At 61.1% G+C, this 13239-nt stretch carries 7 protein-coding genes and 2 pseudogenes; 8 read left to right on the plus strand and 1 reads right to left on the minus strand.

The annotated features are described in order from the left end of the window. Positions 1 to 225: 225 nt before the first annotated feature. A complete protein-coding gene (locus J3P77_RS15375; protein WP_434677458.1) occupies positions 226 to 5136 on the minus strand; it encodes a Tc toxin subunit A in 4911 nt (1636 codons plus the stop codon). A 246-nt stretch (positions 5137 to 5382) separates the two neighbouring features. Between J3P77_RS15375 and J3P77_RS15380 the strand changes: the two genes are divergently transcribed. The 8 genes and pseudogenes from J3P77_RS15380 to J3P77_RS15415 all read left to right on the plus strand — a co-directional run bounded on the left by J3P77_RS15380 (position 5383) and on the right by J3P77_RS15415 (position 13153). Continuing rightward, positions 5383 to 6132 carry an amidohydrolase family protein gene (locus tag J3P77_RS15380; RefSeq protein ID WP_434677459.1) on the plus strand — a complete coding sequence of 250 codons (750 nt, stop codon included), beginning with the start codon at positions 5383 to 5385 and terminating at the stop codon, positions 6130 to 6132. A gap of 206 nt (positions 6133 to 6338) precedes the next feature. Then, complete coding sequence (locus J3P77_RS15385) at positions 6339 to 7298, plus strand: AAA family ATPase (RefSeq protein ID WP_434677460.1); 960 nt, start codon at positions 6339 to 6341, stop codon at positions 7296 to 7298. 4 nt (positions 7299 to 7302) lie between these two features. Continuing rightward, the gene (locus J3P77_RS15390) at positions 7303 to 8247 is read left to right on the plus strand and encodes a DUF58 domain-containing protein (protein ID WP_434682030.1); all 945 of its coding nucleotides are present in this window, start codon (positions 7303 to 7305) and stop codon (positions 8245 to 8247) included. Then, positions 8244 to 8738: a DUF4381 domain-containing protein gene (locus J3P77_RS15395; RefSeq protein ID WP_434677461.1), complete on the plus strand. Its 495-nt coding sequence runs from the start codon at positions 8244 to 8246 to the stop codon at positions 8736 to 8738. The genes J3P77_RS15390 and J3P77_RS15395 overlap by 4 nt, the downstream gene beginning before the upstream one ends. Next, entirely contained in the window at positions 8731 to 9789 is a 1059-nt protein-coding gene (locus J3P77_RS15400; RefSeq protein WP_434677462.1) for a vWA domain-containing protein, read from the plus strand. Before J3P77_RS15395 ends, J3P77_RS15400 begins: the two co-directional genes overlap by 8 nt. Then, positions 9786 to 11142 (plus strand): annotated as a pseudogene (locus tag J3P77_RS15405) (VWA domain-containing protein); the annotation flags it as partial. The gene J3P77_RS15400 and the pseudogene J3P77_RS15405, both read left to right, overlap by 4 nt. Positions 11143 to 11324: 182 nt before the next feature. Beyond that, positions 11325 to 11504 (plus strand): annotated as a pseudogene (locus J3P77_RS15410) (hypothetical protein); the annotation flags it as partial. After that, entirely contained in the window at positions 11501 to 13153 is a 1653-nt protein-coding gene (locus J3P77_RS15415; RefSeq protein ID WP_434677463.1) for a BatD family protein, read from the plus strand. The pseudogene J3P77_RS15410 and the gene J3P77_RS15415, both read left to right, overlap by 4 nt. Positions 13154 to 13239 lie beyond the last annotated feature (86 nt).

Here is a 13239-nt window from a genome sequence, read left to right on the forward strand (position 1 = left end):
CTGGTATACCGGCCCAGAAGAGCGGACCATCAAGGCATCGTGCCAAAGACTACGAACCGCTAACCCCTTTAATCTGTAATACAGCAACCAGAACAACCTCTGCTCAGCACCCCCTCCATCCCAAGCAAACCACTGTTCTTGACCGCAAGGCAGGACTGGCAGAACAAATACTCCCAATATCGTCCTGCCTTACCGCGAGGTAACAAAACCACCAGCTTGCTTGAACTACTGATCAGTCCAAGGCATGCTGACCCTGCCAGGAGTTGGCTTTATCACAAGATATCCATTCAAAAGCGTTACACCGGAACACCATACTTGGTCGTCAACTACCAGACCCGCAGCATCCGGTTCATTAATGAAACCTTGCATAAGCCCCCACTCATGGATACTGACTGGAATTGAAAGGTTCCAATCCTTGTTTTCAGCATTAAAATCCAGCATCACGGAAAAATCTGCTGGAACATCCATCGGAGACGAATAACCGGGATCGCAATTCATTAAGAGTATCTGTCCTGAAGTCGACATTCTGCGGATATAAACACTGCTCATTCTGCAGATCCAGCCGACCTTGTAAACCCTCGTTAGTGTTTTCGGTAGACGCCCGCTTAATGTGATCTCGATATCACCATACGCACCGGTATTAAAATCCACGATGATTGGGAATCGCGTCCCCTCCAACGAAGATATTTTCGCCTGCCCAGCGCCGCTGATACGCGCCAACGCTGACGCCACATAGTCAAGTGAAAACTCGACTCCGTGGAGAGCATCTCCTCCAGGCCCTACGACTTTTACGAGCAGACTCTGATTTTTCTTACGTCCTAACAGGTTCGGGTAATCCGGATCAAAGTCACCCTCCAATGCCACTTCAAATTCGCACGGGGGCATTGCAAAAACCGGAAATTCAACGGAAGCGCCCATACCAGTAACAATAGATTTAACAACGTGATTTCCCATAGGGAACCTTGAACTGAACCTGGCCAATCCATCAGCATCCGTCTGGACAGTAGCTTCAAGTGAGTCATTAACTCGCCATTCGACCGGAAAACGGCGCACAGGTACATTTCCGGCCTTCAGCCACACCGAAAAGACCATGGCATCCGCACTACCGACGAGGAACTCCTCACCGCTTGCTTCAAACCGGTCAATGACAACCTCAGGGTGAATTGTCGTCTGCGCACTGTCCTTGTCAACGACCGGATCGCCGGCACTGGCTGTCACGACAACGCTGCCTTCGCTAGCCGCCTTGAACCGTGCAGAGGCAACTCCGCGGTCATCGGTGGTGCTCGTTGTTTCAAGTAAACCGCCAGCATCGTCGGCCCAAGTGATTTCCTGGCCAGCCACTGGGGTACCATCCAGTTCCACCAGGCTGCACACCACCTCCGTTTCCTGTCCCGTCACAACGGTGTTGTTGAACCGCACGTACTGGAAGTAAGGAATGCTTAGGAATTCAACCTCGATGAAATCCCAGTCACGACCATTTTTATAATATGCAGTGGCCTGTGATTTACCCGCAGGTCGGCTACGTAACTCGGCTTCAGTCGTGCCTTGCTCGTCTGTGTAGGTTTGAAACCGTCTGAACTCTCCAAGCGTTGCGGTCCACTCGACAATACGGTCGATACCCTTGTTGCCGTAAGCATCCTCCAAGGTTGCGCTGAAGCGGATTGCCTCTAGGTTATTGGCAAGCGCTGTCGAGGGCGAGTATTCGCCTTCAATGAAGCGCAGCGAAGTTTCATCACAGTCGATAGTCACCACCGGAGCAATCAGCCGCTCGCCAAGGCCGTACTCCGCAACCACATGAGCGATCCCCATCGCCTGACCGCTATGCAGTTTCACACTAGCCTGCCCTTGCGCGTCGGTGACGCTGATGCTGCTCTCCAAATCTCCCAAGTCCGTCGTCCAGCTGACTGTCACGTCGCTTAGTGGCTCGTCCATGAGATCCTGCAAAGTGATGGTAAAGATCGCTACGTCAGTCTCCCGTTGCGCCACCAGGTAATCCGGCGCCACGGTAATCACACTGGAGTGACTTTGACCTACTTCGCCAATACTCCTGTTGGAAGGCGATTCGGTCAGGCTGCTCAGCGCCAATGCCGCAGCCCTGCGATAAAGTCCGATGGGGGTTGTTGGCGTCAGTTCATGGAGCGCCAGCGAAGCATTCGCGTCGAGCCCGGTATGTTTTGCCAGCAACGATGCCTGGGCCAGCACGTTGAATTCGGGAAGCGTAAAAAGGACGCCTGTTTCAGGGTTCAACCGGTCGGAAACCGCAATCACGTCACGTACCCCCCACCGCAAAAAAGCTGCAAGCTTGCCGGCCGCACTGTCGCGGATCAGACGTTTGTCTCCTTCCGTAGCCCCGTCCCAAAGGGTGTTTATCAACCTGAAATAGTCGAGCAGCATGTCTTCGCTTTGCTCGCTGAGTCGTAGCGCACTGGCGTACTGGGTCAAGAAATAAACCGCTCGCAGGGAAAGTCCGGCGTCTGACAGCCCGAACCATTCAGGATGCTCGACATGGTGGGTAATCAGTGCGAGGCTTAACGTCAGGTGGTCACTGAGCGCTGCGCGTTTGGACAGAGCAACCAGTACCAGCAGCACCTCATCACCGATGGCTACGCTTGCCGATGCGTCCGCCCCGTAAACCCGTAACACTTCCAGAAGCAGCTGGTAACGGTTGCCGTCACTCCAGAACAGCAAGGCCTTGGCCTGGTCCGCCGAGGTATTCAGATAAGCTGCCAGACCTTCCATCAGCAGCGCTTCCTGGGCGCCTCTTGCGCGCATGATCATATTGGTTATCTTTTTATGCAGCTCTTCGACGGGAAGTCCTGATGACTCCAGTGCGAGCAAGACCTCACTGCTGACGGCTTTCTCGAATGAGTCCTCCGTTTCATCCTTCAGGTACTTCACCAAACCTCTGGCGGCAGGATTCGCGGTACCTGGATCGACAACGCGTGCCAGCGCTGTGTACCAGTCGATCGGCTCCTCAAAGTAAACCGGCACGCCTCGATCATCGGTCTTCGATTTCAGCAAAGATTCGGGCGCGCCAGCCTCGGCAAAACTGTTGTCATTGATAAGCGCAGAGTTCAGCCGCGAGTGAATCCGTTGCAAAAGCCCGTGTTCGGTATCAGTCGCCACGGGCCGGGTCAGGGCCGGCATTACCAGATCGCACAGGTGGGCCACGGTCCAGTTGCTGTCCTGCAACCACGCTGCGCAATCCACTAGAGCATGAATGACACTCAGCGTGTCAGTGCTGGCGGAAGCGTGATACGTCGCGATCTGCGGGATGCCGGCCAGCCTGGACGTCAGCTGACTGCCACCCCCGTCCAGCAGCTCCAGGAGCGCCAGCGCTTCGATGGTAGTGAGTCCCAGATAGCGAGGCAGCCTGACCAGACGATAGAACGCCGACACCGTCTCCCTGTCCCAGCACAGGGGCTGGCTTGCCCACGACTGCTCCACGACCTTGGCGACAAAGCGATACATTTCGTAGGTCATGCCCAGAGCGGCGCAGAGGTGATCGATTTTTTGCCGCTCGTCTTCGCTCCTGGGGGTTACCACGAAAGGAGAACCATCGAGTATCAAAGGGATGGAAAACATGGCCTGGCTGTTGAACACCCGATCAAACTGCGAAGGTGTCTTGCCGCGGGCGTAAACGGACAGTCCGTAGAGCATCGCCGCAAAGTCTTCGGCGGGTACGTCATAAAGGGTGCGAACCCGCTGGAATAGCCCGATTGCGCGCAGCGTGTCCTGGGTGATGAGGTGCGAAACGGGGGCGACCTGTCGACGTATTACGTTCGCCGCGCGCTGCTCCGCTTGATGAGAAGCGGCAAGCAACTGATCCACCTGGTCGAACGGCAACTGCAACCACCCGGCCAGTCGGATCATGCGATTCATTCGGTCGAAGCGGTCCATGCTGGTATCGATCAGGCGATGCACAGGAGCACCGTCCTCCTCTGATGACTCGATGCTCATTGCAGGACTGACGCCGGCATTGATATAGATCGAACCATACACAGCGCCATCGACCGCAACCTCGGCCTCGGGGTTTGTGACGTTGTTCGACAAGGACGGCGCGTATGGCCCTACCGAGAGCAGCGAATCGAGCTGGTCGGTGGTCAGTCCGGTTCTCAGGCAGAACGTCTGGGTATCTGTCAGTGCGAGGATGTCATCGGTGCCATAGTTGCCTTTGAAGAAGTTGATCGCCAACGGCGGGCTTTCAACCTTGCCGTTTCGCGGATTGATTCTTCGAGGACACTTTGTCTCGCCAGCATCTCCTGCTCCGGCAGCATACGGGGATTCGACCAACAAGCCTTGCTGCACAGGCCCCAGGCCACTGTCCTGAATCAGGGCAATGTCCGACAACAGCGAGTGCACACCCGGTTCCTTGAAATACGGATAGGCCGGGTCGATTGCCCGGATCGGGTCGCCGGGCAGCCGCTCACGGCGGTTGAGCACATAGTTGATCTGCTGTTGATACCGCTCGTATGGCAACGAAAAGGGGTAGCGCACCTCCAGCATGGCGTCATCGACCGACTTATGCGGCAGGCTGATGCCGTCAAGGTACGCGCGGATCGATTTTTCGAGAATCTCGTTGACCAGCACCAGCGTCGGCTCGACCCGATTGAGCGCTGTGTGATCCAACAGCAATGAGGCCAGGTCGGGACGACGGGTCGCCAAAGGGATGGTTCGATCCGTGTCGCCCATCCTTTCGACGACCTCCACTTCCCGGTACAGGTCGGCCAGATAAGCGACCGGCGATGTGTTCGCCTCGATGGCGTCCGGCGGGCAATGACTGGCCCAGTCGGGGTTGAACATGTCGCTGTAGGTAGGAGTGTCCAGCAAACCCAGCACGCCGTTGTCCCTGCGTACCGTCTTGCGAATCGCTGCTGTCAGCCGCTGTTCGCGAAAACGTCGCGCAACCGCCGCACTCATGGCAATCGACGCGGCTCGCAATTCGCGGGCGGTGGAGATGTGCAGCAGAGGGTCCGATTCCAGCAACTGCGACATCTTCCCGGTGGCGATACTGAATACCGAGGGAAAGGCCGCGGTGATAGCGGCTCGTGCGGATGGGGATTGAGTCTGAAACCTGCTCAACAGAATATCCATGGCGCGATTCGCCTGGACAAGCGTTCCGGCTTCCTTTTTCATGCTGGCAACGTACCTGTGCATTTCATCCGTGAAATGGCCACGACCAGAGACCGCTTTCAGAAGTGAAGCAGGTTACAGTGAGCTACCCGGATGAAAGTGACGAGCGGAAACCTCAGGTGTACCGGTCATTCAGGACGATGAAGATCGCCGGGGGTCCGTCCGGGAGTCCGGCTGACAACCTCGCACAAATCACCTGCCCGCAGAATGTTCACCGCCAGACTTCAAGAGCAGAGTTCAGGGGTCCATATGCTTCCCGTCTTCGACGCCCATTGCCACATCATCGACCCCGGATTTCCGCTCATACCCAACGATGGCTACCTGCCCGAGCCCTTCACGGTCCCGGACTATCTGGCGCAGGCCACGCCCTTGGGGGTGGCTGGCGGCGCCGTGGTGTCGGGTTCGTTTCAGGGGTTCGATCAGGGCTATCTGCTCGATGCGCTGCATCGATTGGGGCCTGCATTCGTCGGCGTGACCCAACTGCCGGCCAGCGTGACTGACGCCGAACTCCAGGCGCTGGACGCCGCCGGTGTCCGGGGCCTGCGCTTCAACCTGCGGCGCGGCGGCTCGGAACAGCTGGACCAACTGGAGTTTCTTGCCCGTCGCGTGCATGAGCAGGTCGGCTGGCATGCCGAGTTTTACATCGACTCTCGGGAATTGCCGCAGATCGAGAGCCGACTGCTGCAACTGCCCGCCATCAGCATCGATCATCTGGGGCTCAGCGGGGAGGGTCTGCCGGCAGTACTGCGGCTGGCGGAGCGCGGCGCGCGCATCAAGGCCTGCGGCTTCGGACGAGTCGACTTCCCCGTGGCACAAGCGCTGCGCAGTATCGACGCCGCCAATCCGGCGGCACTGATGTTCGGCACCGACCTGCCTTCGACCCGCGCGCCGCGCCCGTTCGACGCGCAGGATGTCGTGCTGCTGACCGATGCCCTGGGCGAAGCCGGCGCCCGGCGCGCATTATGGGATAACGCCGCGCGCTTCTATCGACTGTCTTGAGCGGGACGGTTGGGGAGCGCCGGATCATGCTTCCTACAAGAAATCTACAAAACTTGTCGGACAATTCCCAAAATTCCGCGATACAGGTCCTGAAATCCACAAAATCACCCGGTGTCATTAGTGGATCGTACTCGGATGGATTAAAGTATCGCCCCCAGCCGAGCAGTCGTCCGACTCGCCTGATTACCTGCCAGGAACCGTTATCGATGGAACATCGTGAAGCGTTGATCGCGCTGCGAACATTTCTCTCAACGCAAATCCTCGGCCAGGAAAAGCTGATCGAACGTCTTCTCATCGCGCTGCTTGCCGACGGCCATATGCTTGTCGAAGGCGCGCCGGGGCTGGCCAAGACCAAGGCCATCAAGGAGCTGGCCGAGGGCATCGAAGCGCAGTTCCATCGCATCCAGTTCACCCCCGACCTGCTGCCCGCCGACATCACCGGTACGGAAATCTATCGTCCGGAAACCGGCAGCTTCGTGTTCCAGCAGGGTCCGATCTTCCACAATCTGGTGCTGGCCGACGAGATCAACCGCGCTCCGGCCAAAGTCCAGTCAGCGCTGCTTGAAGCCATGGCCGAGCGCCAGGTGAGCATCGGGCGTAGTACCTATGACCTGTCGCCGCTGTTTCTGGTCATGGCGACCCAGAACCCTATCGAGCAGGAAGGCACATACCCGTTGCCGGAGGCGCAGCTCGACCGGTTTCTGATGCACGTCAAGATCGGGTTCCCGGACGCAGCCGTAGAACGCAAGATTCTCCAGCAGGCCCGCGGAGAAGCCCTCAACGGCGAAACCAAGCCGGAACGCCGCGTCAGCCAACAGGCCATCTTCGCAGCGCGCAAGGAAATCCTCGGCCTGTACATGGCCGACGCGGTGGAGGAATACCTGGTGCAACTGGTCATGGCCACCCGCACGCCCGCCAAGTTCGACCCGGAACTGGCCGAGTGGATCGGCTACGGCGCCAGCCCCCGGGGTTCGATTTCCCTGGACCGCTGCGCCCGCGCTCACGCGTGGCTGGCGGGACGCGATTTCGTGAGCCCGGAAGATATCCAGGCTGTGTTGTTCGACGTGCTGCGCCATCGCATCATCCTTTCCTTCGAGGCCGAAGCCGCGGGGATCGATCAAGACCGCGTCGTCCAGCGAATCCTTGATGTCGTCGCCGTCGCCTGACGCCATGCAGCCCTACCTGATTTCACAGCATGGCATTCGGGTCAGCCTTTCCGAGCTGATCGAAATGCGCCATCGCGTGCGCGAAGTGCAGCTGTTTTCCTCACCGGGCCGCCGCAGCCCGCTGATTGGTCTGCATCATTCGAAGTTGCGTGGCCGCGGTGTGGATTTCGATCAGGTACGGGTTTATCAGGCTGGCGACGACGTGCGCAGCATCGACTGGCGCGTCACGGCGCGGACTCAGGAGCCGCACACCAAGCTGTTCCATGAAGAACGGGAACGGCCGATCTTCATTCTGGTTGAGCAGAGCCGACGACTGTTCTTCGGTTCGGGCCAGATGTTCAAGTCGGTGCTCGCCGCCCAGGCGGCCGCGCTGATTGGCTGGGCGGCACTGGAGCATAACGACCGGGTCGGCGGGCTGGTGTTCGGTGACAACGAGCATTACGAGATCAAGCCGCGGCGCAGCAAACAGAGCCTGTTGCAGTTGCTCAACCGGCTGGTGCGGGTCAACCAGTCGCTGCACACCGAAATTGCCGCCGAGCGCGACGCGTTCGGCACGGCCCTGCGCCGCGCCCGCGAAGTATTGCGTCCCGGCAGTCTGGTAATCGTGCTGTGCGACGAGCGCGCGCTGACCGAAGGCGCGGAGCAACAATTGAGTCTGTTGTCACGGCACTGCGACCTGCTCTTGCTGCCGTTGTCCGACCCGCTGGACCGCGCCCTGCCCGCCGCTGGCCTGCTGCGTTTTGCCGAACGCGATGCGCAGCTGGAGCTCGACACCCTCGACCCTGAGCTGCGCAAACACTATCGAGCCATGGGCGAAGCGCGCAGTGCGCGATGGGAACTGCTGGCGCAGAAGCTGCGGGTGCTGTTGATGCCGCTCCACACCCAACTGGGGCTGGTAGAGCAACTGCGCGACTATCTCAATGCGCAGCGGCCGGGAAGCAGCAAATGAATCCACTGGATCAACTGCAGCCGCTGATCCTGCCGGCGCCGGTCGACTGGTGGCCGCTCGCGCCGGGCTGGTGGCTGTTTCTGCTGTTGATACCTGCGCTCGGCTGGGGCATCTGGCGGCTGCGCACCGTGCTGCCGGTCAAGGCTCGCGAGCGGAGCAGCGAACAGGCCCTCGATCCGGTACGTATCGCGGCCCTGGCAGAACTGGCCAGTTTGCCCAAACCCTACGACGGCGCGCCCGCCGGCGCGTGGCTGCAACAGATCAACGGGCTGCTCAAGCGTCTGTGCCGCAATCACTACCCGCACAGTCAGAGCCACACGCTCAACGGGCGCAAATGGCTGGCCTTCCTCGATAACCGCTGCCCGGCCGCCGGCCTGACGCGCTGGATGATTCTGGTGGAAGGCGCCTACAAACCGGAATGCAGGCTGGACGACAAGGCCATCGCCGGCCTGACTCAAGCGGTCGACACCTGGATTCGCAAGCATGTTTGAACTGGTCTGGCCGGGGGTCTTCGCCCTGCTCCCGCTGCCGTGGGTGCTGCGCTGGCTGCTGCCGGTGGCCGATAACGGCGAGGCCGCGCTCAAGGTCAGCTTTCTCACCGAACTCGAAGGGCTGAGCGGTCGCCGGGCCAAGGCTCATCTGCCGGCCTGGCGCCAACGCGCGCCGTTCCTGCTGATCTGGCTGTTGCTGCTGATCGCCGCAGCCCGCCCGCAATGGCTGGGCGAGCCGCTGCCCGTCGCCGCCAGCGGTCGGGACCTGCTGGTGGCGGTAGACGTGTCCGGTTCGATGGACTATCCGGACATGCAGTGGAAGAGCGACGAAGTCAGTCGACTGGTGCTGGTGCAACATTTGCTGGGTGACTTTCTGGAAGGCCGCGAGGGTGACCGCGTGGGCCTGATCCTGTTTGGCAGCCAGGCGTTCGTTCAGGCGCCGCTGACCTTTGACCGCCGAACCGTGCGGGTCTGGCTGGATGAAGCGAGGATCGGCATCGCCGGCAAGAACACCGCTATCGGCGACGCCATAGGGCTGGCAATCAAACGCCTGCGGTTGCGTCCGGCGCACAGCCGGGTGCTGGTGCTGGTCACCGACGGGGCCAACAACGGCGGGCAGATCGACCCGATCACCGCTGCCCGGCTGGCCGCTGAGGAAGGCGTGCGCGTTTACACCGTAGGCATCGGTTCAGACCCGGACAAGAGCGGCCTGCAAGGCTTGCTTGGTCTCAATCCCAGCCTGGATCTGGACGAGCCGACGCTCAGACAGATTGCCGAAGTGAGCGGCGGCCAGTATTTCCGGGCGCGCAACGGCGATCAGCTGGAGCAGATTCGTGTCGCCCTCGACGCTCTGGAACCTGTCGCCCAGCAACCGACTCAGGCACGGCCGGCCATCGTGCTCTACCACTGGCCGCTCGCCGGTGCGCTGCTGCTCAGCCTGATGCTGGTGGTACGCGAGCTCTGGCCCGGCCATGCCCTGGCGCGTGCGATCACCCGCCTGCGCACGCTGCCCTGGCGCGAAACGTTGTATCGCCTGAGGAAGCCAAGATGATCGCCCTCTGGCCGCATTGGTTCCGCCCCTGGTGGCTGTTGATCATGCCGCTGCTGGTCGTCCTGCTCTGGCGTCTCTGGCACCGGCAGAAACGTACCGGTCGCTGGCAGCTGATCCTGCCCACCGCTTTTCACTCGGTATTGCTGGATGGCGGCCGCGGTGGCAACAGCAAGTTGCCCTGGGTTGCGCTCGGTCTGGCGTGGGCTCTGGCCCTGCTCGCCCTGCTCGGGCCAAGCTGGCAGCGTGTCGAGCAGGTCAGCCAGAAACCGGTCGACCCGCTGGTGGTCCTGCTGGAGCTGACGCCACAGATGCTGGCCACCGACACACCGCCGACGCGACTTGAACAGGCCCGGCGCAAGCTGCTGGACCTGTTGCAACTGCGCAGCGACTCGCAGACGGCGATCATCGTCTATGCCGGCAGCGCGCACACGCTGGTGCCGCTCTCCGATGATCTGGTCACCAGCCACAATCTGCTGGAAGCCATCAAACCATCGATCATGCCCCTGGCCGGGCAACGCGCAGACCTGGCCGTCGGCAAAGCTCTGGATCTGCTCAAGCAGGGCGGGCTTGGCCAAGGCCGTATCCTGCTGATCGCCTCGGCACTCAACGACGCGGAACGTCAGGGGATTCGCCAGTTGCTGCGAGGAGATTCGCCGCCCCTGCTGATGCTCGGCATCGGCACTGCAGAAGGCGCGCCGGTGACCGAGGAAAACGGCAGCCTGCTCAAGGACGAACAGGGCGCGATTCTGGTGCCACGCCTGGACAGCAGCAGCCTCAATGATTTCGCCGAACAGATCGGCGGCAGCTATCGGCAAGCCAGATCCGACGATGATGACCTGCGTAGCCTCGGCCTGCTGGCCAGTCCGCAACAGGTGCGCAGCGAAGGCCGAATGGTGCAGCTCGATACCTGGGCCGATCAGGGTCACTGGTTCCTGCTGCCCTTGCTGCTCATTGCGGCGTGCGCCGGACGACGCGGCTGGCTATTCTGTCTGCCGTTGCTGCTGATGGTCCCGCAACAGAGTCAGGCATTTGAATTCCAGGACTTGTGGCTGCGTCCCGATCAGCAGGGTCAACGGTTGCTGGAGCAGCATCGACCGGCCGAAGCGGCGCAACGTTTCGAAGATCCGCGCTGGAAAGGCATCGCATTGTTTGAGGCCGGCGACTATGCGACCGCCGCTCAGCGCTTCGCCGAGGGCGATACCGCAGCCGATCACTACAATCGCGCCACCGCTCTTGCGCGCAGCGGTGAACTGCAAGCTGCCCTCGACGCTTATGATCAGGCACTGGAGCGTCAGCCCGACTTCCCCGCCGCGCAATACAATCGCGAGTTGGTCCAGGGCCTCGTCGATCAGGACGGCGGCCCGCAAGACGACGAGAACGACGCCGCGCCAGCCGAGGATAATGATGAAGAAGCGGACAGCACACCGCCGAGTCAGGCTCAGTCCTCGTCGGAGGGCGACGAGCAGGCATCCGAATCCGGCGAACAGACCAGCAGCGAAGGCCCTCCCACCGAGTCAGCCGGTCGTACCGCGGACGGCGAATCACTGGACGATGAACAGACAACCCGCCCGCCGATCCAGCCCGCCGACAGTCAGCTGACCGGGGAACGACGGCAGGAGCTGGAACAGTGGCTGAGAAAGATCCCGGACGATCCGGGTGAACTGCTGCGGCGCAAATTCCGCTATGAACAGCAACATCAGGAAAAGACCCGATGAGTCGCGCGTACACCTTCATGACCGGCCTGCTGTTGGGGCTGTTCGCTCTGTCGATTCAGGCGGCCGATCTGACTGCCAGCGTCGACCGCACGCGCCTGATCGCCGGCGAAACGGTCGAGCTGACCCTTGAAACCAGCGACTTCACCCAGTTCGGCAAACCCGATCTGAGCGTGCTGGATGCCGATTTCGAAGTCCGTGATTCCCGGCAGCTGAACCGTCTGACCACACTGGATGGCACCACGGAAGCCACGACCCGCTGGATCATCACACTGCTGCCGCGCAAAACCGGCAGCGTGGTCATTCCGCCCCTGCAACTGGGCGAACTCAAAAGCGAGCCGGTGACATTACAGGTGGTTCAGGGCGGGAGCCCGGATGCGGAAACGGCACTGGCGCCGATCTTCATCGAAGCCACACTGGACCACGACACCGCGTACGTTCAGGCGCAGGCCGTGCTGACGCTGCGCATCTACCACTCGGTTTCGCTGTTCGATGACAGCAGCCTTTCACCGTTGCAGATCCCCGACGCCCGGATCGAGAAACTGGGCGACTCGCGCACTTATGAAAAGCTGATCAATGGCGTGCGGCACGGCGTGATTGAAATGCGGTATGCCATCTATCCACAGCAAAGCGGCGTGCTGATGATCCCGGCCCAGGTATTCACCGCCACGCTGGTCCAGACACCCGGTGAAAATCCCCAGCAGAACGCCAACCCGTTCGGCCCGCAACCGGGCAAGCTGATGCGCGTCAGCTCTGCGCAGGTGCCGCTGACCGTCAAGCCGCGTCCGGCCGATTATCCGGCCAACGTGCCATGGCTGCCTGCGCGCAGCCTCACGCTTGAAGAAAGCTGGAGCCCGGAGCCTGGCAATACGCAGGTCGGGGACTCGCTCACCCGCACGTTGATCCTCAAGGCCGAAGGGCAAGCCGGATCGCAGCTGCCGCCGTTGCCACCCACAGAGGTAGCGGGACTGCGCCGCTACCCTGACCAGCCGCAGCTGAACAATCTGGCCAGCGAACGCGGTCTGATCGGCACCCGGGAAGAGCGCGAGGCACTGGTGCCGAACCGCGCCGGGGCCATTGAATTACCGGCTGTTGAAGTGACCTGGTGGAATACCCGCGAAGACCATCTGGAGCACACCAGCCTCCCCGCGCGAACCCTGCAGATCAACACCAACCCGGGGCTGGCCGTTGATGCGCCGGTCGACAGCGACCTGGGGCTGGCGGGGCCCGGCGCACCCGTGTGGCCGTGGCAGATGAGCACGCTGTTCTTTGCCTTTACCACGCTGGTGGTCTCGATTCTCTGGTGGCGAGCCCGCGGACAGCCGGCCGTGGCCCGCGCAGCCCAGGCCGGACCGAGCCCGCGCACCGTGCTGGACGACCTCAAGCGCGCCTGTCAGGCTAACGACCCGCACGCCACCCGGCAGGCGCTGGATGCCTGGGCGCGTCAGCAACCCGAAACCCTGGCCGACATGGCTGCCCGTTTCGTGCCGCTTTCGGATGCGCTGGACGGCCTGAACGGTGCGTTGTACAGCGAAACCGGCCAGCTGTGGCTGGGTGAAGACCTGTGGCGCGCCATTCGCACCCTCCCTGCCGCCGTGCACATTCATGATCAAACCGGTGACGCCGGACTGCCTCCGTTGTATCCAAAGTGATGTACTCGCAGGAGCAGCGTTACAGGTTTTTGCGCGAGGGATTGCAGGATGGCTGCGTTCACCGGCCCTCGGTTTCATAACAAGGT

Source organism: Pseudomonas sp. R1-18, from assembly GCF_051132095.1.
Classification (GTDB): Bacteria; Pseudomonadota; Gammaproteobacteria; order Pseudomonadales; family Pseudomonadaceae; genus Aquipseudomonas.